Raw genomic sequence first — 23,948 nt, 5'->3', positions numbered from 1 at the left:
CAGGGTCAGGGCAGGGTCCGCCAGTAGGGCCAGAACGCCTCGGTGATCAAGGCAAGCACGGTGAGCACCCACACGGTGGGAACCACCGCGTGGTGACGGCGCAGCAGCGGCCGCCATCGTCCCGGTCGGGTCGGATCCGCCGTTTCCCGCTGCAGCAGGCAGTACCACCAGGCGAGCACGGTCACCAGCCACACCAGCATGCAGTAGGGGCACAGCGCCCCGATCCGGTACAGGCTCTGGAAGATCAGCCAGTGCACGAACGTCACCGCGGCGGTCAGTCCGGTGAACAGTGCGCTCCAGTACCATCCCGTCGGCACGGCCCCGGCCAGCAGCACCACGCCGGTGGTCACTACCACCGAGAACCCGGCGATCCCGAGCAGCGGATTGGGGAAGCCGAACAGCTCCGCCTGCCAGGACGCCATGATCGACCCGCAGCTGATGACCGGGTTGATGCTGCACGAGGGCCGGTAGGACGGGTCGGCGAGCAGGGCCACCTTTTCCACCGTCAGCACCAGCGACGCCGCCAACCCGAGCCCACCGCAGACGGTCAGAAGCCAGGCGAGGCGATTGCGCCCTGCCGCCGGGCCGTCCGGCGCCGGGTCGACCCCGTGCCACGACGGGCTCGGTGCGGGCGTCGGGCTCACTGCGCGAGTGCTGCGTCGATACGGGCGCGCAGCTCCTCGTAGCTGGGCATCGCCGGCAGCTCGACGCCGTTGAGGAACAGCGTCGGGGTGCCCTGCACACCCAGGGCCAGACCGGCGTCGAAATCCCGGTCGACGCGGGCGGCCACGGCCGGATCGTTGACATCGCGATCGAACCGAGCCATGTCCAGCTCCAGCTCCTGGGCGAACTGCCGGAACACCGCTTCCTGGGACCGGCTCGATTCGCCCCACTGGGCCTGGGTGTCGTACATGCGCCGGTACATCGGTTCGAGCCGGCCTTGGCGGGCCGCGGCCTCGACCACGCGGGCGGCGAGATGGCTGTTGGTGTGGCTGGGAATGGGGAAGTAGCGCAGGCCGAGGTCGATCCGCCCGGCGTACTCGGCGCGGACGCGTTCGATCACCGGGTACAGCGCCCGGCAGGACTCGCATTCGAAGTCCAGGAATTCGACCAGTTGGACCTTGTCGTCGGCGGCGGTGGTCAAGGTACGGATCTCCTCGGTCCACACCGGCGTCGCGGAGGCCCCGGCGCCGCCCTGTTCGGCGGCGGGGCTGCGGTTGGTGTAGAGCAGCACCGTCAGCAGCACCACGAACAGCGCTACCAAGGCGACGCCGACCTTCACATTGGTTGTCAGTTTCATGCCTTCGTCCGTCCCGAGTCATCCTGGGCGGGCCGGCACCAGCACCGACCAACCGTAAAACTACGTCACATAGTAGATGGGGTAGGGTGGGCGCCGGGCAGCGCCCACCGGCGCGCCCGCCGACAACCCACACCCCCACCCCGCAGCCGGCCAGGCAGGGCGCCGAGGAGGAATGTGCTTGTGAAGAATCTCGTCGCGGTCGTGGCCGCCGTCGTGTCGGTGCTGTTGTTCGGGGCCGGCCCCGCCCAGGCCCACAGCGCCCTGATCGGTTCGACCCCGGCGGCCGAGGCGGCCCTCGCGGCCCCCCCGGACCGGATCGAGTTGCAGTTCAATCAGCCGATCAACGCCTCGTTCGCCACGGTGACCGTCACCGACGGGGACGGCACGCAGCGCGGCGGCTCCCAGGTCGACGTCGCCGGGGACCGGGTGCAGCTGGCGGTCCCGGAACCACTGCCCCCCGGTGAGTACACCGTGGGCTACCGGGTCGTCTCCGCCGACGGCCATCCCATCACCGGCTCGTACACGTTCACCGTCACCGCCGCGGCGGGGGCGGCGGCCGCCTCGGCCCCGTCGGTGGCGACGTCGCCGACACCGTCCGAGGCCGCAGCCGGCGAGACGCCGGCGGCCGCGGTCGGCGACGCGCAGCCAGGCTCGTCGATCCTGTGGCCCCTGCTCGGCGGCGTGCTGGGTGTGCTGGCCGTCGCGGGCCTGACCTGGGTGGCGCTGCGTGCCTTCCGCAAGGGCTGAGCGGGCGCGCGCCGCGTACCGGGCGGTCGGTGATGGGTGACTGGATGCCGCTGCCGACGGCGCCGCCGTCGCTGGGGGCGCTGTTGGCGTGGGATCCGCCACCGCTGCCGGTGCTGCCGCTCACCGCGGCGGTGCTGGCCGCCTGGTACTGCTGGGCGCGGTGGCGGCTGCACCGGTGCGGGCGCAGCTGGCCGGCGGTGCGCACGGTCGCGTTCCTGACCGGGTGTGCCCTTCTGGGCGCCACCACCGGCCTGGGGCTGGAACGGTACGGGTTCGTACTGTTCAGCGTGTGGATGTTCCAGCATCTGACCCTGTCGATGGCGGTGCCGCCGTTGTTGGTGCTCGGCGCCCCGGGCCTGCTGCTGCTGCGCACCACCTCCCACCACGGACCCGCCCGGATGATCTCGGCCGCGGCGTTGGCGGCACTGCGCAGCCGCGGCGCCCGGTGGTTGCTCAGTCCGGCGGTGACGATCCCGCTGTTCCTGGCGAGCTACTACGGGATCTATCTGTCCCCGGTGTTCGACGCCGTCGCCGGCACCTGGCTCGGCCACACCGGCCTCGAGGTGTTCTTTCTACTCACCGGGCTGCTGTTCATCGTGCCGATCCTCTCGGTCGGTCCGCTGCCGGGCCGGCCCGGCTACCTCGGGCGGTTCTTCGACCTGTTCGTCGAGATGCCGCTGCACGTGTTCTTCGGAGTGATCTTGATGATGGCCTCGGTGCCGATGGTGGCCACCTTCGCCGCCCCGCCGCCGGGCTGGGGGATCGATCCGCTCGCCGATCAGCAGTGGGCCGGGGCGCTGGCTTGGTCCTACGGCGAGCCGATCGCGCTGGCGGTGGTGGTGCTCTTCGCGAGCCGCTGGTACCGGCACGAGCGGCGCACCGCGGCGGTGCGCGAGCGCCACGGCGCGGTGCAGGCGGAGCAGGACCTGGCCGACTACAACACCTATCTGCGTTCCCTGCCGCGCTGAGCCCGCTCCGGTCGACCCGGCCGGAGGCACGCCACTTGAGTTTTCGGCTCACCTGAATTTTAATTCAGGACATCCGATCGAGGAGGCCGAGGGTGCTGATCCAGTACGCGGGGGAGCGCACGGCCCGGTGGCGCCGCTGGACGCTGTTGGGACCGGCGTTCGTCGCCTCGATCGCCTACGTCGATCCGGGCAACGTGGCCTCCAACGTCAGTGCCGGCGCCCAGTTCGGGTATCTGCTGGTGTGGGTGGTCGTCGCGGCCAACGCCATGGCTGCCCTGGTGCAGTACCTGTCGGCCAAGCTCGGGCTGGTCACCGGCATGTCGCTGCCCGAGGCCCTGCGCGAGCGGATGCCCCGCGCGGGGCGGTTGGCGTACTGGGGACAGGCGGAGCTGGTGGCGATGGCCACCGACCTGGCCGAGGTGATCGGCGGCGCAATCGCGCTCAACCTGTTGTTCGGTCTGCCGCTGCTGACCGGGGCGGTGCTCACCGGTGCGGTGTCGCTGGTCCTGCTGCTGGTGCAGGACACCCGCGGCCAGCGCAGTTTCGAGCGAGTGATCACCGGCCTGCTGCTGGTGATCGCGTTCGGTTTCGTCACCAGCGTCGTCGTCGCCCCCCCACCGGGCCAGGCGGTGGCCGACGGGCTGGTGCCGCGTTTCGACGGGGCCGAGTCGATCCTGCTGGCCGCGGCGATGCTCGGCGCGATGGTGATGCCGCATGCGGTGTATCTGCACTCGGGATTGGCCCGGGATCGGCACGGCCATCCTCAACCCGGCCCCCGGCGCACGCTGTTGCTCAAGGTCACCCGCTGGGATGTCGGGCTGGCCATGGTGGTGGCGGGTACGGTGAATCTGGCCATGTTGCTCATGGCGGCGACCACCCTGCAGGGTCGGGACGGAGTCGATTCGATCGACGGGGCGCATACGGCAGTGGGCCAGGAACTGGGCCCGACGGTGGCGTTGCTGTTCGCGCTGGGGGTTGTTGGCCTCCGGGTTCGCCTCCACCTCGGTCGGCGCCTACGCCGGGGCGCTGATCATGGACGGTCTGTTGCGGCGCCGGATCCCGCTGCTGGCGCGGCGGCTGATCACCCTGGTGCCGGCGCTGGCGGTGGTCGCGCTCGGCACCGATCCGAGCCGGGCGCTGGTGCTCTCGCAGGTGGTGCTCTCGTTCGGGATTCCGTTCGCGTTGATCCCGCTGGTGCGGCTGACCAGCGATCGGGCGCTGATGGGCGCCGACGCCAACCATCGCGTCACCACCGCGCTGGCCTGGGCGATCGCCGCAACCATCACCGCCCTGAACTTGGTGCTGATCTATCTGACGGTGCGGGCCTGACGCACGGACGCCCACCCGCGTCACCGTCGGTGGGGCCGATGCCCGCGCCGGGTGTCGACCGCGACGATCTCGTCGTGGACCCGGCGACGCAGCCCGCGCAGCGCCACCATCGCCACCGCCATTCCGGCGAGCAGACCCACGATCCACGCCCCGGTCTGTGAGACCGTGAGGCCGAACAGGCGCACACCCAGAACGGCGGCGCCGGCACACGCGGCGACGACGGCCAGGCGGGCGAGGGTATAGACCACGACCAGTCGGGTCAGTTGCATCATCGACGGCTCCGTCCAGCTCACGGGCCCGCCTCGTCCGGTACCGTCGGTGCGTCACCGCTCGCACCGCAGGGGCAGGGTCAGTTCATCGGCAGGGGCGCAGCGCCCCGGGCGGTCAGCAGTTGCGTCATGGTTGCCGCCTCGGCTTCCTGGGTCTCGGTGATCTGCTGCGCCAGCGCGGCCACCGCCGCCTCGGCGGCGGCGGCCCCGGCGTAACGGGCCATCGGCAGACCGCCCTGGTGATGGCGCAGCAGCAACTGCAGGTACAGCGTGTCGAAGGTCGGACCGGTGGTGCGGCGCAGGGTGCCGAGTTCGGCGGTGGTGGCCATGCCGGGCATCCGGGACCCGGTCGGCGTCGGTGCCACGGACATCGTGGCGTGCCCGTCCATCCCCGGCATCGACTCGGGTGCGCCGGTGGCGCCGCGCATCCAGCGCATCGGCTCCCCGGTGGGCAGCTGCGACCGGTTCCACAGTGTCAGCCAACCCTGCATGGTGCCGAGCTGACTCTGCTGGGTGGTGATCACGTCGTAGGCCAGGGTGCGCACCGCCGGATCGGTGGAGTTGGTCAACGCCATCGCCGACATCTCCACGGCCTGGCTGTGATGGATCGACATGTCCTGGGCGAAGCCCACGTCGATCGAGCCCTCGCCGGGCGGGGCCGGTGGGCCCGCGACCAGCAGGGTGCCGCCGATGCCCAGCACCAGCCCCCCGAGCAGTGCCAGCACCGCCACCACCGTCGGGACCCGCCGGGGGCGGCGTCCGTCGGAAGCCGGCTCGACGGCCGGCTCGGCACCGAGATCGCGCTCAACCATCACCGGGGTGCGGTGGGCATCGGCGCGGCGGGCGCGGACTGCGGATCGGCGGTCATCGGCACCGCATCCGGCCCCGGCGGCGAGGGGTCGAACGGCGGCGGGGCGCTCGGATCGAACCCGCCCGGCACGGTCGAACACGTCGCCCCCGCTTCCGGATGGGTGTTGGGATTGCGGCGCAGCGCGGCGACGAACTGACCGAGCCGGTCGTCCTCGACGTCGTCGAGGGCAAGCCGGTGGCCCCACGACTGCACCGAGAGCGGCGAGGACAGACCCGGATACGGCGAGAGCAGCATGTAGGGCTGGCCGTCGACCCGCGCGGTCAGCGTGGCCACCTCGTCTCCGGCCACCCTGTCGGGATCGTAGGTGATCCACACCGCGCCGTGTTCGAGCGAGTGCACCGCGTTTTCGGTGCGGATCGGCGCGGGATAGACCGTGCCGGTGCAGGTGGCCCAGTACTGGTCGTGCGGGCCTCCCATCGGCGGAGTCCGGTCGTAGGCCACCCGCTGCGGGGCCTGCACGTGCGTGCCGGCCGGGTAGTCGGCCTTCTCCATCCCAGCGATCGCGGTGGACGGGTCGGGGTTGTCCGCGTTCGGGACGTACTTCTGTGTCTCGGCCCGTTCGGCGATTCTCGGTGCCAGGTTGTAGGCGATCAACCCGATCAAGGCCACGACCACCACGCCGGCGCCGATCATCGGCCACGGCATGTGCCGCGCACCGGACAGGGTGACCGGTCGGGGCTTTCCCCGCGACTGCTTGCTTCGGGGTGCCCTACCTGTACCGCCCACCACGGACCCGCCTTCCTCACCGACACCGGTTCTGTGACGCTGTCTTCTGTGACGCTGTCGCCGCGATGCGCCGCGGTCACTTCCCGCCCCAGTAAATACTACGAATCTTAGTTTTTGATGAGAACGTGCTCCCACCTCGCCCGTGAAGGACGCGGGTGGGGATGGCGGCGGGGGTGCGTCCGGTTCCGATCAGGCCTTCGCGAGGGCGGTCTGCGGGACGCCGCGCTGGGCGAGCCACTCGCTCGGGTCCACCTTAGCTCCGGAGGGGTTCGTGGTTTCGAAGTGCAGGTGGGGGCCGGTGGATTGGCCCCGGTTGCCGACGGTGGCGATCTGCTCACCGGCCTGGACCCGCTGCCCGACGGTGACCAGCGTTTCGTTGATGTGCCCGTAGGTGCTGGTGGACCCGTCGTCGTGCCGGATCTGCACCCACAGGCCGAACCCGGAGGCCGGGCCGGAATCGATCACCGTGCCGGTCGAGGCGGCATAGACCGGGGTGCCGATGCTGTTGGCGATGTCCAGGCCGGCGTGGGTGGCGCCCCAACGGGGACCGAAGGACGAGGTCAAGGTGCCCGAGACCGGGGCGACCGCCAGCGGGGACGACGTCGCGACCGAGGCGGGAACGGCCGGCGTCGCCGGTACGGCCGAGATAGCAGTTTCGGTCGGTACGCCGACGGTCGGCGGAGCCGCCGGCGGGGCGGCAAGAGCGGAGGGCAGCCCCTCGGGCAGACCCGGTACCGCAGCGAGCTGGTCGAGCGCCGCGCCGACCTCGGGCAGGTCCGCCAGCGCGGCGATCTCCGGTGGCAGGGCTACGGGCACGGGAGCGACGGCAGGCTGGGCCGCCGCCACCCCGGGGGCCGCGATCTGCGCTCCGGCGGTCATCAGGGCGCCGGTGGCTACCGCCGACGCCCACATCGCGGGACGGCCGGTCCCTGTCGGCTCCGCCCGATGCCGAGCGCCGCCGCGGCCCGTCGGTGCCACCCGAAAGATCACGCCGGCATCACGGTCCTGCCGATCCCTTCGGGAAGATGCGCTGCGGTGTCGTGCCACGTCCTTGCTCCTGACATGCTGTTTCGCGGTTGACCCGGGCCACCCGGATCAGTGGAGATAACGAAACGATATACGAACGGGCGAATAAAAACTACCCTGCTTAGTATTTAGAGGTCGCCGTGACCATGCCGTGGTGGCCGAAACGGTGCCACCGTGGCCGCGGCGGCGAGCGCCTCGGGACCGGCGCCGAGCCGGGTCGTCCAAGTCGGTTCCGTATTCAGCGGCAGGTCCGCGACGAGGGTGGGGACAGGGAACATCGCACTGCGGTCGGTGACGGTGCCGTCGGCGGCGCTCACAGCACTGACGCCGCTGCCGGCCGCAACCACCGCGGCGCGGCCCGTGTTCGAGGGCACGAACCCGGGGCCACGGCAACTGCCGGTCATCTCGATGCGCCCGAAGGCGGCGTTGTGGGTGGGCACGTTGCCCGGCACCGCGGCCACGGTCACCGCCGGTGTCGTCGACTCTGGCTCGTGTGGACCGTCCACCGGCCCGAGTCGAGTCGGCCTACGGGAAGGCGCCGAACGGCATCCGGGCCCGCCAGCGGCGGCTGAGCATCGCGGCGAGCGTCCCGAAGACACCGACGGCAACCGCCTCGACGTAGACAGTGACCGACGGGCAGCAACGGCAGGAAAAACCCAGGCCGACGCGATAGCCGTAGCCGAAGCCGACCCACCGTCACCGCAGCGGTGAGCAGCGCGATCGCGCCCGGCGCCAGCCACCACCGGTGTCTGGTGGAAAGCCGGCACACAACGCCCACCCCACTGGACGCGGCGCGCCCCCAGCGCCGCCAGGCCCGGGCCCGCGGCGCCACCGCGCAGGGACGGACGGCGCATCCACGTCCATCCGGCGCTCCTCGACAGCTGTTCTCCGACAGGCCCGCAGGGTCGGCACAGCGTGCCCGGCCCGCGGGGTCCTGCGGATCAGTTCAGGCCGGCGTAGGAGTGCAGTCCCGAGACCACCATGTTGATGATGAACAGGTTGAACAGCATCGCCACGAAACCGGCGATGTTGATCCACGCGGCGCGGGTCTCGCGCCAGCCGGCGGTGGCGCGGGCGTGCAGGTACGCGGCGTAGATCACCCAGGCGATGAACGAGACGGTCTCTTTCGGGTCCCAGCCCCAGAACCGGCCCCAGGCGGCTTCGGCCCAGATCGCCCCCAGAACGACGCCAGCGCCGAACAACGGGAAGGCGAAGATCGTCGTGCGGTACGCGAGGCGATCGAGGGCGCGGGCGTCGGGCAGGCGCCGCATCACCCGGGTGAGCCGGGGTGTCGGGTGCTGCTCGGCCCGCACCGCCACCAGGAACAAGGCGCTGGCCACCCCGGCGACGAGAAACACCCCGCTCGAGACGGAGACCACCGACACATGGATCGGGAGCCAGAACGACTGCAACGCCGGCACCACCGGGGCGGCGTCGGCGTAGAGCACGGTGCCGGCGACGAACAGCAGCACCAGCACCGGGAGCAGCGCGAACATCCACACCACCCGCAGCGCCGGGCGGCGCAGCACGATCAGACCGGCCAGCACCCCGATCGCGCAGGTGACGGTGACGAACTCGTACATGTTGCCCCAGGGGAAGCGGGCGGTGGCCAGCCCGCGCAGCACCATCGACCCCACGTGCAGGACCCAGGCGACCACGAGCACGCTGATGCCCATCCGGCCGAGCCGGTCCGCTAGCTCACGCCCGGTCGGCGCGCTCACCCGGCCGGGCCCGGTGGCTGCCGGGGGGACAGCTGCGATGGGGGCGAGGGCGGGGTCGGCACGGCGGGTGCGGACCGCGGCGAATTCGGCGACGAACAGCACCAGGGCCAACAGGTAGACGGCGAAGGCGGCCTCGAAGCTCAGGTCGGAGTAGCGAGCGAAGGTGTCGTCGATCGGCATGGCTCTAGCGGTCCTCTTTCGCAGCAGGCGATGCCCCGGGGTCCAGGCGTCGGCAGATGTCGGTGAACTCCGGCCCCCAGCCGGCGTGGTCGGTGCGGGCCAGACCGCCGAGTTCGACGGCGGTACCGCCCCCGGCAGGGCGCAGCCGCACCCAGATCCGGCGGCGTTTGATCACCAGTGAGGCCACCAACCCGCCCATCATGGTGATCGCGAACACCAGCACCCAGTTTTGGGCAGGGTCGTGGGAGACCTGCAGATAGGCGAATTCCTCGGCGCCGTCGAACCGGACGGCGGTGCCGTCGGCGAGGGTGGTGTGTTCTCCGGGTCGCAGGTTGACCCGGGCCTGTTTGACCAGTCGGCCTTGGTTGATCATCTCGGCATTGAGCGAAAAGATCGACTGGGGAATGCCGGTGTCGAGCCCGGTATCGCCTTTGTAGATGTCGACGGCCACCGCCGGATCGCGCAGGTCAGGGAACACCGAAGTGAGCAAGGTGCCGTTGAAGGCTGCCGTGGGAGCGAACAATCCTTCGATTGCGATCTGGTTGCGGCGACGCTCGTCCGGATCCGGATAGGTGCCGCCGGGCGGATCGAACCGCATGGCCCCGCTGCTGAGGAACGTGGTGGCATCCTCGGGGGCGAACTGCAGTGTCTCGGTGCGTTGTTGCCCGTCGGGGAAGGTCACGGTGAACCGGGGGGCGTAACCGTGACCGGTGAGATACACCCGTTCGTCGCCCAGACGCAGCGGCTCGTTGACCCGCACTTGGTACCGCTGCCAGCGGTCGGTGCCGATGTCCGTGCCGGTCTGGTAGGACAGCGTGGAGGTAAACATTTCGGCTTGCCCGTTGTCGAGGTAGTCGGCAGAAAAATCCTCGACCTTGAGGCAGAACGGCTCGAGTCCGGTGCCGTCGGTGGCGGCTCCGGCGCGGAACGAGTCGTACACCGCCGGGGAGGTGTTGCACAATCCCGGCCCGCCGTCGGCGATGACGATCACCGACCCCTCGTAGCCGAACAGCCGACCGGTGGCCACCGCCACCAGCAGCCCGACCAGTGAGAAGTGGAAGACCAGGTTGCCGGCTTCGCGCAGATACCCCTTTTCCGCGGACACCGCCTGTACCGGGCCGGGCTCGGTCCGGGTGGTCAGACGCCAGCCTCGCAGCAGGTCGAGGACTCGGTCGAGGGCCTGGTCGGTGGGCTCGGGAAGCAACCCCTGATGATGGTGCGGCAGGCGCGAGAGATTGCGCGGGACCGGCACCGGGGCGCTGCGCACAGCGCGCAGATGCTCACGCAGCCGGGGAATCAGACAGCCCACGAGCGAGACCATCAACAGCACATAGACGGCGGTGAACCAGAAGCTGGCGAACACGTCGAACAACTCGAGCCGATCGAAGATCGGGCCGAGAATCGGCCGGGCGGCGATGTACTCGTCGACCTTGCCGGCGTTGAGGCTGCGTTGCGGCAGCAGCGCCCCGGGGACCGCAGCCAGGGCGAGCAGGAACAGTAGCACCAGGGCGGTGCGCATCGAAGTGAGCTGACGCCACAGGTTGCGTGCAGTGGCGACAGCTCGGCGCAGCGGTGATGGTTCCGGCGGCGGTGATGGCTTCGAGGCCGGAGCGCGGTCGGTGACGGTCATATCGGCAGCACCGTCCCGGTGACGAACTCGTCGCGGATCCACGCGATGAAGACCTCCCAGACTCCGGTCACCAGCGCGGTTCCCACTGCCAGGAGCAGCACGCCGCCGACGATCTGGATGTGACGGGAGTGTCGGCGCAGCCACCCGACTCCGCGCAGGGCCGAGGTGGATCCGAAGGCCAGGGCCACGAACGGCAGGCCCAACCCGAGGCAATAGGCGACGATCAGCACCACCCCGCGGGCGGCGGTGGTGCCTTCGGTACCCGCGGCCACGGACAGCACCCCGGCCAGCGTCGGTCCCAGGCACGGGGTCCATCCCAGCGCGAACACCCCGCCCAACAGCGGGGCGCCGGCGAGGGAGGAGATGCGCCGGGGCGCGAAGCGGGTGTCCTTCTGCAAGACCGGGATCAGCCCGAGAAACGCCAGGGCCATGACGATGGTGACCACTCCGCCGAGGCGTTGGAGCAGCTCCTGATTGAGCCGCAACGCCCCGATCACCCCGAACACCGAGACCGTGGCCAGCACGAACACCACGGTGAATCCTGCGACGAACAATGCCGCGGCTCCGGTGACCCGCCACCGTCCTGGAGCGTGTACCCCGGCGGTGCGTACCTCGGCGGTGAGCGGTGGAGCGTCGGCACCGGAGACGCCGGCCAGATATGACAGGTAGCCCGGCACCAAGGGCACCACACACGGGGAGGCGAAGGAGATCAGTCCGGCCAGTAAACAGGCGCCCACCGCCAAGAGCAGCGGCCCGGTCGCGGCTGCCGTCTGGAAACTCGAGCCGACTCCTTGCGCGAGCACGGTCACCGTCACTGTTCGGCCGCCACTCGTTCGACGACCGGTTGCAAATCCTCGGTCAGCAGAGCCCGCAGAAACACCGCCGCGACGCGGTGCCGCCGGTCGAGGACGAGTGTGGACGGGATGACGCTGGTGGGAAAGGCGCCACCGAGGGCGGTCAGGGTGCGCATCGGGGGGTCGTAGATCGACGGGTAGGAGACATTGTTGTCGATGACGAAGTCTTGGGCCTTGTCGCGCTGGGGGTCGCGGACGTTGATGCCGAGAAACTGCACCCCCAGCGCCCGAGTGGCCTCGTAGGCGCGTTCGAGGTCGTCGGCCTCGCTGCGGCACGGGGCGCACCACTGACCCCACAGGTTGAGCACGACCACCTGTCCGGCGTAGTCGGCCAGGTCGACCGTGGCCCCGTCGGTCATCAGATCCGGGCCGGCCAGCGCCCCCAGTTGTCCGCGCTCGGCCGGCGGATCGTAGAAGATGTCGGTCTGGCCGCCGGGAGCGACGAAGTCGAAGGTGCCGCCCTGGGCGACGGCGTCGGTGCCGGTGCCGCAGGCGCCGACCCCCAGTACCGCCACAAGAGCCAGCACCAGCACCTGCCACGATCGTCGACGAGGCGCTCGCTGTACCGGCGGCCTCACCCGAACCCGGCCGCCGCGCAACGCATCGGCTGGCCGGTCCGCGGACGTGGCTGCGCACACGAGGCCGGCAGCCGACTCCGTGTGCTGCCCCGTTCTCACCGACGGTCCCGTCCGCCGGTCGATCCCGAGGGGGCACTGCGCTGTCGTGTCGGCGGCTCGAGGTGCGTCGTGATCACGGCGTCGTCTTCCTGTCACGGCCCACATCGCCCTGCACACGCAGGGTCGCGGAACGCAATCGACCCTGCGATCCGGGGACGTGTGGACCTTCGGTGTTGTCGTCCGGCCCAAATACTACTTCACATAGTATTTATGTCGAGCAATGGGTCGGCGGCACATCCATCACGGCGTACGTCCCGGGCCTCCAGCGTCGATGTCCGCGCAGCGGGCGAAGGGTGCTGGCTCCTGCCACCGATGGAAACCCCAGCTCACCGCACTGACATCCCGGCGGGACTCTCTCCGCGGCCACTGACATTCTCGTGACGAGAGCCCCTGACATGCACTGACGAATCCCCAGGTCGCAACCACTGAAATTCTCGTGCAGAGTCTCACTTGCCTCGGATGCTGGACAAAGCCTCAGGTCCGATGGCACAGGACAAGTGTCCTTTGCCATTCGATCCGAGGTACGAATGGGTCGCTGACCAGCGGTGCCTCAACAATGTGGCACAGCGGCGCCGCGGCGTTTCTGCCCACATTGTTGAGGCAAAGGGACGTCGAGCATGCGGGGTTGTCGACGAGAACGTGGCAGGTAGAGCGCCTCAACTTGGTGGCAGAAACCCTGCCTTTGCCTCAGGTGCGGTGGCACTGCCTCAGGTCTGATGGCACAGGACAGAGAACCAGAAGATCCGGATAAATACGGCAAAACGGGCACCTGGGGGTTTGTCACTCCCGGTTTGTGCGGTGTCGGCAACGTAAATTCCCATTTACGCAGCAATCCCCGCGAACCCCGAGGTGAGCACACTTTCGGTCGCCGGGACGGTGTCGGAGCCCTCCGGTACCGTTCCCACCCGTGGATATGGAGACGGAACCGGCCGACGACGGCCAGATCGTGGTGCCCGAGGCGGTGTCGGGGCCGGCGCTGCCGGACCTTGCGCCCGGTACGGCGGCGCGGATCGCGGAGTCGGTGGCGTCGGCGCGGGCGGCCGGCACCCGCCGCACCTACGCCTCGGCGTGGCGGGCCTTCACCACCTGGTGCCAGCGGGAAGGACACACCGCGGTGCCGGCGCACCCGGTCACCGTCGCCGCCTACCTCATCGCGTGCGCCGACACCGTCACCGAGGCGGGGGAGCGGGCCTACGCCCCGGCCACCCTGGCGCACCGCCTCGCCGCGATCGCCCACCACCACCGCCAGACCGGGCACCCGAGTCCGACCGGCGACGACCTGGTCCGCCAGGCGATGTCCGGGATCCGCCGCGGCTACGCCACCGCCGGCGAGCGGCCCCGCAGCCCGCGGGCGCCGCTGCTCACCGCCGACATCCTCGCGATCGTCGACAAGGCCCGCGCCGACTGCCGGGGCTGGGCCGATGAGGTGGTCGAACGCCGCGACACCGCGATCCTGCTGCTCGGCTTCGCCGGGGCCTTCCGCCGCAGCGAACTCGTCGCCCTCACCTGCAGCGACGTCGCGCTGCATCGGCTCGACGGCCTGCACATCCGGCTGCGCAAGACCAAGACCGACCAGGAGGGCCGCGGCACCGTCCGCGCCCTGCCGTTCACCGCCTCGCACACCAGCTGCCCGCCGTGCGCGTGGCTGCGGTGGGCCCAGATCGTCGCCGCGTTCGACACCGGCGGCCGCCCCGCCGTCATCCGGCTGCTCCGCAGCGCCGAGCCGTTCGCGGCGCACGTGTGCCGCGGCACCCGCCCCCGCACTGTCCCTACCTCTCCGTTGTTGCGCGCGATTCGCAAAAACGGCAACCTCTCCGAGACGGCACTCTCGGGGGCGGCGGTCCATGCGGCGATCCGCCGCCGCGCCGCCCACGCCGGCTACGACCCCGAGATCGTGACGCAGTTGGGTGGGCATTCGCTGCGGGCCGGGTTCGTCACCCAGGCCTTCCGTAACGGCGCCTCCGCGCACGCCATCATGCGCCAGACCGGGCACAGCACCCCCGCCATGCTCGAGGTCTACGCCCGCGAACACGCACCCCTCCTCGGGAACGCTGTCACCAATCTGGGCTTGTGAGCGATGACCAGCACCCGCACCTCCCCGCGGCGACCCGACGACATCCACGACACGGAGCGTGGGCTGCGGGTCCCGGCGCGGTACCGCCACGACTGGGCCCTGTTTACGGACTGGTGCGCTGCCGCCGACCGGTCGCCGATTCCGGCCAGTCCTGACACGCTCGCGCTGTTCCTGCACGAACACCCCGCCGTGGCGGCGACCCAGCGACGCCGACTCTCGGCGATCAATGCCGTCCACACCCGGCACGGCTATCCCGCCCCGGGGCGCATCGAGACGGTGCGCCGGCACCTCGACACCGCTCGTGCTCAACGCCTCGATCGGCTCGGATGCCTTCTGATGCAGCGAGCGCGTGAGCTACCCACCGAGGGCTGGCCGAGCGGACTGTTCGGCCGTCGCGACGCCCTCCTGCTGGTTCTCGCCGCTACCGGGATGACCTTCACCGACACCACCCGCCTGCGCCGCCGCGACATCCGCCTCGACGGGAATACCCTGGTGGTCACGACCCGCGCTGGTGAACGCTTCCTGCTCGCACCGGATCCCGAGGCCGGGGACAATCCCGTGGTTGGGATCTACCGGCGGTGGGCAGAGATTCAGGCGTTTCTCGACCAGTATCCCGGCACCCATCTCCTGCGCCATCACCTCACCGACCCGATCGAGGTCTTCGCGGATCCGCTCGATGCGGAGCAGGCCAGGGAACCGTTGCTGTGTCCGATCGACCGCTGGGGACACCTCCCGCACGGGCAACCAATGACCCCACAGTCGGTATCGACGCTGGTGCGGGCGCACCTGTTGGGTCGGGCACCCGTCCGCAAGGTCTTGTCGACGCCACCGCAGGAAAACCTCGATACACGGGACGAGCCAAAGGTTCACCTGGACTCGACTTACTACGAGCGCGGCCTCGCTGCGCGTCGCCGCGACCACGAGGCTCTCGAAGACCTCGCCGATATCTTCGACGAGATCGAAGTCCGCGCCGACGCGCTCCTTGAGGACCTGGTGAGTGTGTTGGAGGGGCTGTAAACGGTACAGCGGCCGAACTCCGTACCCGACACCGCCTCAGGTTGGACACCACGCCATGCGCCGCCTCGACCTGCTCTATGGCCCATAGAATTTGGCAGCACAACCACTCCCGCTCAAGTGTCTCGTGTACCCCGCCTGCAGGGCCGTGATCCCCCACTCCGGAGGTAGTTCCGCCGTCGTTTCTCACATAGAGCATGATTCACCTGTGGCCGACTACGACTTGCACAAATTGAACACTCGTGAATTCGAACACCTGGCGCAAGCTCTTTGCATAAAGGAGTTCGGCGTTTCCGTCGAGATCTTCGGGGATGGCTCCGACAACGGGCGCGAGGCGATGTACGTCGGTCGTATCATCTGGAGTGGCCACGACAGTTCCCTTGATTGGATGGGGGGGACTGTCATTCAGGCAAAATTCCTGCAAGAACCTCATGGCACCGTCAAGGACACCGCGTGGTTCAAAAACGAGATCACGAAAGAGATGGCCATCTGGAAGAACCCCGAGTCTGCTCGCAGGCGAGCGATTGGCCTTCCTGACAACATACTATTCATCACGAACGCTACCCTCGGACCGGGCAAAGGTGGCGGCATCGACACCGTCCGAACCCAGCTAAGGAAGGAAATTTCCGATGCTGGAATGACGGGGGCTGAGTGCTGGCACTTCGACAAACTCTGTCGGCTTCTAGATGGGCAGAAGGACGTTCGGCGCGCCTTCGCCGGTTTTATAACCCCCGGCGACATCCTTGAAAACCTAAGGATCATCCTCGAAGGAAATTCCGTAGACGTAGGAACCGAGCTGATCAAGCACGCTGAAAACAGCATTCTATCCGACCAATTCATTCAACTAAGCGAGTCTGGAGACCCTCAGCAAACTCGGCTGCGAATCAACCAGGTCGCCATCGACCTCCCGGTGGTTGTACCAGCAAGTCGCAGCCAGCTGCAGGCCCACGATAGTGGCACGTCGGAAAATCCAATGTACAGCGGTGCTGCGGCGACGATAATTGATCGGGGAAATAGGGTATTGCGACCGAGCATTCTCGAGAAAGATCTACACCATCCGCCGCACGTGGTAATCGTCGGGGGCCCTGGACAAGGGAAAACAACTCTCAGCCAACTAATCGTAACGGCGTACCGTTCCGCTTTCGTTGACGATCGATCGGAACTGTCCAACAAGGCAAGGGTCCCCGGCCTTGCTGAGACAAACAACCATCTTCAAAGCATTGGGTTGCCGACACCGAGCAACCGGAGGTGGCCTTTGCGTATTGATCTAGCAAAATTTGCACGAGACGTCGCAGGAAAGGACAGCGACGTCAATCTTCTCAGGTGGGTAGCGAATGAAGTATCTAAGAATTCCTACAAAACTACCACCGCTGCAGATCTTTTCGAATGGTTGAACGGCTGGCCATGGTTGATTGTACTGGACGGATTCGACGAAGTTGCCTCACACATAGCTCGCGAGACGGTAACCAACTCCGTTCGGGTGCTCCTTAAAGACGCTGCAGAAGCAGACGCCGACCTTTTTGTGGTAATAACAACCAGACCCCAAGGATATTCGAACGAATTCGGAAACTCTGAATTCGATGATGTCTCCCTTGAGGAACTACCCACCAAAACCGCCCTTGAGTATGCGAAGCGACTAATCGAACTCCGCCACGCCAGCGATCCAGACCACCAGGAAGATATTTACCAACGAGTCGTTCGATCGGCCGAACAGCCCCTGACCGCCAGACTAATGAGAACACCGCTGCAAGTCACCATAATGACCCTGCTGTCGGAGATCGATCGTCGTGCCCCGCAAACCCGCTACGGACTGTTCGACGCCTATTACGACACCATCTACAAGCGTGAGGCAAACAAGTTAGGAGGTACAGCAGAGCTCCTGAGTCGGCGTCGCGAAGACATCGACGCCATTCATGAGCGAATTGCTGTGCAGTTGCAGTGCCAAGAGGAAATTACTCCTGGAGCAGAGGCAACGATGTCGCGTACCGCAGTACGAGAGATCGCTATCTGCCGTCTTGAGATGGAAGGCAACACCAGAGTTGTTGCCGAGAGGATCGCGGAATCGATCATCAATGCAGCAACTGAACGGTTAGTGCTCTTGGTACCGAGAGAGGTCGCAAATATCGGCTTCGAAGTGCGTAGCCTTCAGGAGTATATGTGCGCTCGTGCAGTAGCTTCGGGTGACTCCACCGTGATGATTGAGCGCCTCCGTGTGGCACGGTTCTCTGCTCACTGGCGCAACGTCTGGCTGTTGTCCGTGGGCCGCATCTTCGCTACCCGGGACGAACTCCGACCTGCCGTTATCGAGCTTGTTCGCGAGATGCCCTCAACAGCAGAGCAGGTACTCGTGTCGACAGGCCAACAGCTTGCGATCGAATTGCTACATGACGGAAATTCGCTGAACTCGCCGAAGTACCGTACGCAACTCTTGGAGCATGCTCTGATGGTCTTCGACTATAATCCCGACTCGCTACGATACGAGCAGAACACGAGAATCTTCGGCGAGATGGCCAGCGAAGATCTCAAATACCGTCAGCGGATCGTTGAAGTACTGAAGCAACGACTCGATTATCGCTTGGCGGCAGTGGCGACAGCGTGGGGGACTGTACACGCCATCCGAAAGGACAAATCGAATGCCTTGCAGTCGTCGCTCAACCAGCTATGGTCCAAGGCACAGCGTGAGGAAATCGAGAACGCTATCCTGCATTCGTGGGTGAGCCATGGATATCCCATTGCCGACTCCATGCTTCTGCGTACTACCAATGTAGGCAGCCTCGGCGAGACGCTTCAGTCGATCCTCCCCGACAGTGGCGAGCTGCGACAGAGAATCTGCGAGGCACTTGGAGACATTGGCCTCGTCAATGTCGACCATCAAGACATAATTCTGCTAGCCGCCGACCCTCTCGCCCGAACCATTCGTTACCCACGCGGCGCGTACGAAATTGACGAGGTTGCTGAGGAACTCGCTCAGATGGCAATGGGGCTTTCCACTGAATACTGCGGTGTTCGCGCCTACCTCGCGAACTACGCAGGTCGTTTCCTCTCTCGTCGCCCCGTCGCAAAAAATATGCTTGCGACGTTTGATTGGGTAGGTGGGTGATCTGCATATTCGTCCCTGGCCATGAAACGTTGACGTAAGGCCTGGTTACCGGCGTGCCGGATTCTTCGGTATCCGCGCTGCGGTGCTTCGTGGAGGGTGCAGCACGCGTCGGCGTCGCCTTGAGACGCCGACGCGTGCGCGAACGGGTGTGGTGGTCGGCCCTGGAATGCCTACGCCAACTCCACCGCAGGGCTCGCCCTGGTGCAGCGCATGCGTACGGTCGATACCGCCGTTGATCCGGTGCGGGGGCTCGGGTCGACGGTGGTACGGCTGGCGGTGAGTGTCAGCGTGGGGCCATGCGGATGGCACCGTCGAGCCGGATGGTTTCGCCGTTGAGCATCGGATTGGTGATGATGGCTTCGACGAGTTGCGCGTATTCGGCGGGATTGCCGAGGCGGCGCGGGTGTGGGACTTGTGCTCCGAGGGTGGTGCGCACGTGCTCGGGCAGGGTGCCGAGCACGGGTGTCAGAAACAGTCCGGGGGCGATGGTGTTCACCCGGATCTGCAGGGATGCCAGGTCCCGGGCGATGGGCAGGGTGGCGCCGACGACGCCGCCTTTGGACGCGGAGTAGGCGGCTTGTCCGATTTGACCTTCGAACGCGGCGACGGAGGCGGTGTTGACGATGACGCCGCGTTCGCCGTGGATCGGCTCGTTCGTCGCCATGGCGTGAGCGGCGAGGCGGATGACGTTGAAGGTACCGATCAGGTTGACGTCGATGATCTTTTTGAAGGCCGTGAGTGGAAGGGTCCGTCCTTGCCGACCGTTTTGACGGCGTTGCCGATGTCGGCGCAGTTGACGGTGATGCGCAGGTTGTTCTCGGCGTTGGCAAGGTCAACGGCCGCGGTGACGGCGGTCTCGTCGGTGACGTCGGCGGGTGCGAAGTGGACGGCGTCGCCGAGGGCGGTGAGCGCGTCGGTGTGCGCGGTGGGAAGGTCGAGGGCGACGACGCGCGCGCCGGCCTGGGCCAGGGCCGTGGTGGTGGCCAGTCCGAGTCCGGAGGCACCGCCGGTGACGAGCGCGGTGGTTCCTGCAATGTTCATGTCGGTCCTGTTCTCTGGGTCGATGCGGTGTCGGTGGGGTCAGGAGATTCGTTCGATGATCGTGACGTTGGCCTGGCCGCCGCCTTCGCACATGGTCTGCAGTCCGTAGCGGCCGCCGGTGCGTTCGAGTTCGTGCAGGAGGGTGGTCATCAGCCGGGTGCCGGTGGCGCCGATCGGATGTCCGAGGGCGATTGCACCGCCGTTGGGGTTCACCCGCGCCGGATCGGCGTCGAGATCACGCATCCAGGCCAGGACCACCGGAGCGAAGGCCTCGTTGACTTCGATGACGTCGAGGTCGTCGATGCGCATCCCGGTCCTTTTCAGGGCCCGCTGTGTGGCGGGAATCGGAGCGGTGAGCATCAGGACCGGGTCTGCGCCGAGGACGGTCATGTGGTGGATGCGTGCGCGTGGGGTGAGGCCGTATCGGCGGACGGCATCGGAGGAGGCGATGAGCATTGCCGATGCTGCGTCGGAGATCTGGCTCGCCACAGCGGCGGTGAGCCTGCCCCCGGGAGTGAGGGGGCGCAGCGTCGCCATCTTCTCTACGGTGGTGTCGGGGCGTGGTCCCTCGTCGATCGTCACTCCGGCGAACGGGGTGATTTCGGCATCGAATCGGCCTGCAGCGATGGCATGCAGCGCCCGCCGGTGGCTTTGGAGGGCGAATTCCTCCATGGCGTCGCGGGCGATGTGCCACTGTTCGGCGATCAGCTCGGCGCCGCGGAACTGGGAGATCTCCGCGTCGCCGTATCGGGCGTGCCAGGTTGTCGCGCCGGAGTACAGGTCGGGGGACCCGTAGGCCTTGCCGGCGTCGACGGCGGACAGGAGTGGGAACTGGCTCATTTTTTGCACCCCGCCGGCGACGATCAGATCGGCGGTGCCGCTCATCACGGCTTGGGCGGCGAAGTGCACTGCCTGTTGGGACGAGCCGCATTGTCGATCGAGTGTCACCCCGGGCACGGTCTCGGGCAGGCCCGCCGCGAGGGCGGCGGTGCGGGCGATGTCGCCGGCCTGTGCACCGATGTTGTCGAGACAGCCGAAGATGACGTCGTCGATTCCGGCGGGGTCGAGGTCGTGGCGCCGAACGAGGGTGGAGATGACGTGGGCAGCGAGGTCGACCGGGTGGGTGGCGGCGAAACCGCCGCCCCGCTTTCCGACCGGGGTTCGCACGGCGTCGACGATGTACGCCTCGAGCATCGAATTTCTCCTCGCGAAAGAGTGGTGGGTCAGCGGGTGTGCGACCGGGTGTGGATGTAGGCGTCGACGGTCGCCGTCAGCACCGGCCGACCGTGGTGGCCGGTCAGTTCGGCCTCGAGGGTGGTGAGAGCGCGGTTCCGGACCTCGTCGAGGACGACGTTGCGGATGTGCACGGTGCCGGTGAGGGTGTCCCCGGGTCGCACCGGGCGCAGGAACCGGACTTCGCGCAGGGAGCGGCCGGCGATGACGTGCCAGTCGGAGAAGACGGTGTCGACGACGAGTTTCTGGTACACGGACAGGGTGTGCAGGCCACTGGCGATCAGCCCGCCGTAGGCACCGGCTTCGGCGGCGTCCTTGTCGACATGGAAGCGTTGGGGATCCCAGGTGGAGGCGAAGTCGATCAGCTCGTCTTCGGTGATCGTGTGTGCCCCCAGCCGATACGTCCGGCCCACCTCGAGATCTTCCCCGTACACGAGGGCCGATGCGCGAGCAGCGATGTCGGGCTTCACGATGCGCGCACTTGCTCGCGCAGGATGTGTTTGAGGATCTTGCCCGACGGATTCCGCGGAATTTCCCGGAGGACGAGGTCGCGGGGGAGCTTGTAGTCGGAGACGTACTCGGCGGCGAACGTGCGGAGGTCGTCGAGCGTCACCGTGCGTCCTTCCGCAGGGGTGACCACGGCAACGATCGTCTCGCCGAACGTCTCGTCGGGGCGACTGACGATCGCGACGTCGCGTACGTCGGGATGGGCGGCGAGCGCGTTTTCCACTTCGACGGAGTACACGTTGCGGCCACCGGTGATGATCATGTCTTTGAGCCGGTCGACGATGGTGATGTAGCCGTCTGCGTCGCGCACCGCCAGGTCGCCGCTGTGCAGCCAGCCGTCCCGGAGGGTTGCGGCGGTGGCTTCGGGGTTGTTCCAGTAGCCCTTCATGAGCGTCTCGCCGCGCACGATCATCTCCCCGGTCTCGCCGATGCCGACGTCGTTGCCGTCCGAGTCGACCAGTCGCACTTCGGCGTTGGTGATTGCCCAGCGGCCGGTCGCATCCGGACGGGCTTTGACCTCCTCGGGGGTGGAGTAGATGCCGGTAGGGCCGCCTTCGGTTTGTCCGCACAGTTGGAAGAAGCCGACGTGCGGCAGTGTCGTGACCAGCTTCGCGGCGGCGCTGGGCGGCATCGGTGCGGCACCGAAGAATCCGAGGCGCCACGCCGACAGGTCGCGGGTGGTGAGATCGGGCAGGGTGAGCATCATCTGGTACATCGTCGGCACCCCGAGGAACACGGTGATGCGATGTTTCTCCAGCGTGTCGGCGACGGCGGCGGGGTCGAAGGCCGGCAGGACGACGTGGGTGGTGCCCATCGAGAACCCGGCGAGGACGAACAGGACGAGTTCGGCGCAGTGGTACATCGGTGCGACGTGGAGGTTGCGGTCGAACGAATTCATCCCCAGGGCGCTCATGGAGTGGCCCACCCACAGCATCCGGTGGTGGTCGAACAGCGCACCTTTCGGCGCACCGGTGGTGCCGGAGGTGTAGATGATCATGCAGTCGTCGTCCTCGGCCACCTCGACCGTGGGCGGGTCGGCCGGCATGGTCGCTGCGATCCGGTCGAAGTTCTCGAAGCCCGATGTTCCGTCGAGCGAGAGGATCCGGGTGCTCGACGGATCGTCCATCTGGGCCAGCCCGCGTACCGCCCCGGCGGTGTCGCCGCCGAACAGCAGCACCGAGGCGCCGGAGTCGGTGAGCAGGTAGTGCAGTTCGCGGGTTGTGACGCGGGGATTGAGGGGCACCGCGATCGCGCCCACCCGGTAGGCGGCATACAGCGCCAGGAGGAACCGATCGGAGTTCGGTGAGAGCACGGCGACGCGATCGCCCTTGGCGATCTGCAACGACAGCAGTGCGTGGGCGTACCGGTCGATGTCGGCGTCGAGTTCCCGGTAGGTGCGTTCTCGGTCGCCGAAGACGAGCGCGATGCGGTCGGGATGCCGTCGGGCGTTGAGTGCGAGCTGCCCGGCAAGTGTTGCCATGGTGTGTTTTCCTCGAAGCAAGTGGGGCGGGGATTACAGGGAGCGGCTGATGAGCACTTTCATGATCTCGTTGGTGCCGCCGTAGATCTTCTGCACGCGCGCCGCCGCATACATCTGGGCGATGGGGTATTCCATCATGTAGCCGTAACCCCCGAAGATCTGCAGGCAGCGGTCGATGATCTCGACCTGCTTGTCGGTGCCCCACAGTTTCGCCATCGACGCGGTCGCGGCGTCGAGGGTGCCGTCGAGATATCGCGCGATGCAGTGGTCCATCAATGCCTTGCCCGCCAGCACCTCGGTCTTGCATTCGGCGAGCACGAACTGGGTGTTCTGGAAGTCCAGGATCGGCTTGCCGAACGCCCGGCGCTCCTTGGCGTACTTGACGGTCTCGATCACCGCGGCTTCGGCCATCGCCACCCCGGCGATCCCCAGGATCAGGCGTTCGCGGGGGAGCTGCTCCATGAGCTGGTAGAAGCCGCGGCCTTCGACTCCGCCGAGCAGGTTCTCTACCGGCACCCGCATGTCGGTGAACGACAACTCGCGGGTGTCCTGCCCGTGCTGGCCGATCTTGTGCAGCACCCGGCCACGCTCGAACCCGTCGAGTCCTCGGGTTTCGGCGACGAACAGGGAGATGCCGGTGGCGCCGGCCGACGGGTCGGTCTTGGCGACGATGACCAGCAGGTCGCAGTGGGTGGCGTTGGAGATGAATGTTTTCGAGCCGTTGACAACGTAGTGGTCGCCGTCGCGGATCGCGGTGGTGCGCACGGCCTGCAGGTCCGAGCCGGTGCCGGGTTCGGTCATGGCGACCCCGATGACCATCTCGCCGCTGGCCATCTTGGGGATCCAGCGCTTTTTCTGCTCGTCGGTGGCGTAGGCGGCGATGTAGTGCGCGACGATCGTCGAGTGCACGTTGAAGCCGAACGCGGTGTCGTGCGCGAGCGCGAGTTCCTGCTGGACGACAGCTTCGTGGCCGAAGTTGCCGCCGCCACCGCCGTACTCCTCGGGCAGGCCCAGGCACAGTAGTCCGGCATCGCCCGCCTTGGTCCAGAATTCGCGGTCCACGTGATGCTGCTGGGCCCAGCGTTCCTGGTGCGGGGTGGCTTCCTTGCGGAAGAATGCGGCGGCGTGCTTGCGCAGCAGCGCCTGATCGTCGCTCTCCCAGGGGGAGCGGTAGTCGGGGAACAACTCGCTCATGATCGTC

Annotated in this window: 20 protein-coding genes and 2 pseudogenes; 6 read left to right on the top strand and 16 right to left on the bottom strand. The window is 67.5% G+C overall.

Annotated features, from left to right (window positions below; genetic code table 11):
• Window positions 1-5 precede the first annotated feature (5 nt).
• Together F1734_RS25415 and F1734_RS25410 are read right to left on the bottom strand one after the other, a co-directional pair.
• Complete coding sequence (locus F1734_RS25415) at window positions 6-644, bottom strand: vitamin K epoxide reductase family protein (protein ID WP_029540267.1); 639 nt, start codon at window positions 642-644, stop codon at window positions 6-8.
• Window positions 641-1,300 carry a DsbA family protein gene (locus tag F1734_RS25410; RefSeq protein ID WP_010596791.1) on the bottom strand — a complete coding sequence of 220 codons (660 nt, stop codon included), beginning with the start codon at window positions 1,298-1,300 and terminating at the stop codon, window positions 641-643. The genes F1734_RS25415 and F1734_RS25410 overlap by 4 nt, the downstream gene beginning before the upstream one ends.
• A 174-nt stretch (window positions 1,301-1,474) precedes the next feature.
• On the opposite strand from F1734_RS25410, the gene F1734_RS25405 reads away from it, so the two are divergent.
• The 3 genes and pseudogenes from F1734_RS25405 to F1734_RS25395 all read left to right on the top strand — a co-directional run bounded on the left by F1734_RS25405 (window position 1,475) and on the right by F1734_RS25395 (window position 4,344).
• Entirely contained in the window at window positions 1,475-2,047 is a 573-nt protein-coding gene (locus F1734_RS25405; protein ID WP_230304632.1) for a copper resistance CopC family protein, read from the top strand.
• Between the two features lie 44 nt (window positions 2,048-2,091).
• Complete coding sequence (locus F1734_RS25400; protein ID WP_010596789.1) at window positions 2,092-3,015, top strand: cytochrome c oxidase assembly protein; 924 nt, start codon at window positions 2,092-2,094, stop codon at window positions 3,013-3,015.
• A gap of 92 nt (window positions 3,016-3,107) precedes the next feature.
• Window positions 3,108-4,344, top strand: a pseudogene (locus tag F1734_RS25395) (Nramp family divalent metal transporter).
• A 20-nt stretch (window positions 4,345-4,364) separates the two neighbouring features.
• Here F1734_RS25395 and F1734_RS25390 read toward each other — a convergent pair.
• The 9 genes from F1734_RS25390 to F1734_RS25350 form a co-directional block, all read right to left on the bottom strand.
• Window positions 4,365-4,613 carry a DUF4229 domain-containing protein gene (locus F1734_RS25390; RefSeq protein ID WP_037202587.1) on the bottom strand — a complete coding sequence of 83 codons (249 nt, stop codon included), beginning with the start codon at window positions 4,611-4,613 and terminating at the stop codon, window positions 4,365-4,367.
• 80 nt (window positions 4,614-4,693) lie between these two features.
• Window positions 4,694-5,425 carry a DUF305 domain-containing protein gene (locus F1734_RS25385; protein ID WP_010596787.1) on the bottom strand — a complete coding sequence of 244 codons (732 nt, stop codon included), beginning with the start codon at window positions 5,423-5,425 and terminating at the stop codon, window positions 4,694-4,696.
• On the bottom strand, window positions 5,425-6,129 hold the full coding sequence (locus F1734_RS25380; protein WP_072636214.1) for a DUF3105 domain-containing protein: 705 nt from the start codon (window positions 6,127-6,129) through the stop codon (window positions 5,425-5,427). Before F1734_RS25380 ends, F1734_RS25385 begins: the two co-directional genes overlap by 1 nt.
• Before the next feature lie 270 nt (window positions 6,130-6,399).
• Window positions 6,400-7,089, bottom strand: coding sequence for a M23 family metallopeptidase (locus F1734_RS25375; protein ID WP_230304633.1), 690 nt, complete (start codon window positions 7,087-7,089; stop codon window positions 6,400-6,402).
• A 275-nt stretch (window positions 7,090-7,364) separates the two neighbouring features.
• Window positions 7,365-7,703: a carbon-nitrogen hydrolase family protein gene (locus F1734_RS25370; RefSeq protein WP_010596784.1), complete on the bottom strand. Its 339-nt coding sequence runs from the start codon at window positions 7,701-7,703 to the stop codon at window positions 7,365-7,367.
• A gap of 474 nt (window positions 7,704-8,177) precedes the next feature.
• Window positions 8,178-9,137, bottom strand: a complete 960-nt coding sequence (ccsB, locus tag F1734_RS25365) for a c-type cytochrome biogenesis protein CcsB (RefSeq protein ID WP_003939275.1) — start codon at window positions 9,135-9,137, stop codon at window positions 8,178-8,180.
• 4 nt (window positions 9,138-9,141) lie between these two features.
• A complete protein-coding gene (gene resB / locus F1734_RS25360; RefSeq protein WP_029547276.1) occupies window positions 9,142-10,767 on the bottom strand; it encodes a cytochrome c biogenesis protein ResB in 1,626 nt (541 codons plus the stop codon).
• Entirely contained in the window at window positions 10,764-11,576 is an 813-nt protein-coding gene (locus tag F1734_RS25355; RefSeq protein WP_029540263.1) for a cytochrome c biogenesis CcdA family protein, read from the bottom strand. Before F1734_RS25355 ends, resB begins: the two co-directional genes overlap by 4 nt.
• A 2-nt stretch (window positions 11,577-11,578) precedes the next feature.
• Entirely contained in the window at window positions 11,579-12,154 is a 576-nt protein-coding gene (locus F1734_RS25350; RefSeq protein WP_003939272.1) for a TlpA disulfide reductase family protein, read from the bottom strand.
• Window positions 12,155-13,205: 1,051 nt separating this feature from the next.
• Between F1734_RS25350 and F1734_RS25345 the strand changes: the two genes are divergently transcribed.
• From F1734_RS25345 to F1734_RS25335, 3 genes are all read left to right on the top strand, one after another.
• Complete coding sequence (locus F1734_RS25345; RefSeq protein WP_029547280.1) at window positions 13,206-14,372, top strand: site-specific integrase; 1,167 nt, start codon at window positions 13,206-13,208, stop codon at window positions 14,370-14,372.
• A 3-nt stretch (window positions 14,373-14,375) separates the two neighbouring features.
• Window positions 14,376-15,389 (top strand): hypothetical protein, encoded by a 1,014-nt coding sequence (locus F1734_RS25340; protein WP_029547281.1) that lies wholly within the window; start codon window positions 14,376-14,378, stop codon window positions 15,387-15,389.
• 205 nt (window positions 15,390-15,594) lie between these two features.
• On the top strand, window positions 15,595-18,486 hold the full coding sequence (locus tag F1734_RS25335) for an NACHT domain-containing protein (protein ID WP_155621965.1): 2,892 nt from the start codon (window positions 15,595-15,597) through the stop codon (window positions 18,484-18,486).
• A 283-nt stretch (window positions 18,487-18,769) separates the two neighbouring features.
• On the opposite strand, the pseudogene F1734_RS25330 reads toward F1734_RS25335, so the two are convergent.
• The 5 genes and pseudogenes from F1734_RS25330 to F1734_RS25310 form a co-directional block, all read right to left on the bottom strand.
• A pseudogene (locus tag F1734_RS25330) lies at window positions 18,770-19,527 on the bottom strand (3-hydroxyacyl-CoA dehydrogenase).
• Window positions 19,528-19,566: 39 nt separating this feature from the next.
• The gene (locus F1734_RS25325; protein WP_006937359.1) at window positions 19,567-20,721 is read right to left on the bottom strand and encodes an acetyl-CoA C-acetyltransferase; all 1,155 of its coding nucleotides are present in this window, start codon (window positions 20,719-20,721) and stop codon (window positions 19,567-19,569) included.
• 29 nt (window positions 20,722-20,750) lie between these two features.
• Window positions 20,751-21,230, bottom strand: a complete 480-nt coding sequence (locus F1734_RS25320; RefSeq protein WP_029547283.1) for a MaoC/PaaZ C-terminal domain-containing protein — start codon at window positions 21,228-21,230, stop codon at window positions 20,751-20,753.
• A complete protein-coding gene (locus F1734_RS25315; protein ID WP_203012030.1) occupies window positions 21,227-22,747 on the bottom strand; it encodes a class I adenylate-forming enzyme family protein in 1,521 nt (506 codons plus the stop codon). The genes F1734_RS25320 and F1734_RS25315 overlap by 4 nt, the downstream gene beginning before the upstream one ends.
• A gap of 33 nt (window positions 22,748-22,780) precedes the next feature.
• On the bottom strand, window positions 22,781-23,941 hold the full coding sequence (locus F1734_RS25310; RefSeq protein ID WP_029547285.1) for an acyl-CoA dehydrogenase family protein: 1,161 nt from the start codon (window positions 23,939-23,941) through the stop codon (window positions 22,781-22,783).
• Window positions 23,942-23,948 lie beyond the last annotated feature (7 nt).

The organism is Rhodococcus ruber, from assembly GCF_016804345.1.
In the GTDB taxonomy this organism is placed as follows: Bacteria; Actinomycetota; Actinomycetes; order Mycobacteriales; family Mycobacteriaceae; genus Rhodococcus; species Rhodococcus ruber.
The sequence above is the reverse complement of the archived record's forward strand: the minus strand, read 5'-3'. Positions and strand labels throughout refer to the sequence as shown.

Coding starts and splice junctions, on each gene's coding strand:
- F1734_RS25410 (WP_010596791.1), bottom strand. CDS start 1,300: ATGAAACTGACAACCAATGTGAAGGTCGGCGTCGCCTTGGTAGCGCTG.
- F1734_RS25400 (WP_010596789.1), top strand. CDS start 2,092: ATGCCGCTGCCGACGGCGCCGCCGTCGCTGGGGGCGCTGTTGGCGTGG.
- F1734_RS25390 (WP_037202587.1), bottom strand. CDS start 4,613: ATGCAACTGACCCGACTGGTCGTGGTCTATACCCTCGCCCGCCTGGCC.
- F1734_RS25385 (WP_010596787.1), bottom strand. CDS start 5,425: ATGGTTGAGCGCGATCTCGGTGCCGAGCCGGCCGTCGAGCCGGCTTCC.
- F1734_RS25380 (WP_072636214.1), bottom strand. CDS start 6,129: ATGCCGTGGCCGATGATCGGCGCCGGCGTGGTGGTCGTGGCCTTGATC.
- F1734_RS25375 (WP_230304633.1), bottom strand. CDS start 7,089: ATGACCGCCGGAGCGCAGATCGCGGCCCCCGGGGTGGCGGCGGCCCAG.
- ccsB (WP_003939275.1), bottom strand. CDS start 9,137: ATGCCGATCGACGACACCTTCGCTCGCTACTCCGACCTGAGCTTCGAG.
- resB (WP_029547276.1), bottom strand. CDS start 10,767: ATGACCGTCACCGACCGCGCTCCGGCCTCGAAGCCATCACCGCCGCCG.
- F1734_RS25340 (WP_029547281.1), top strand. CDS start 14,376: ATGACCAGCACCCGCACCTCCCCGCGGCGACCCGACGACATCCACGAC.
- F1734_RS25325 (WP_006937359.1), bottom strand. CDS start 20,721: ATGCTCGAGGCGTACATCGTCGACGCCGTGCGAACCCCGGTCGGAAAG.
- F1734_RS25315 (WP_203012030.1), bottom strand. CDS start 22,747: ATGGCAACACTTGCCGGGCAGCTCGCACTCAACGCCCGACGGCATCCC.
- F1734_RS25310 (WP_029547285.1), bottom strand. CDS start 23,941: ATGAGCGAGTTGTTCCCCGACTACCGCTCCCCCTGGGAGAGCGACGAT.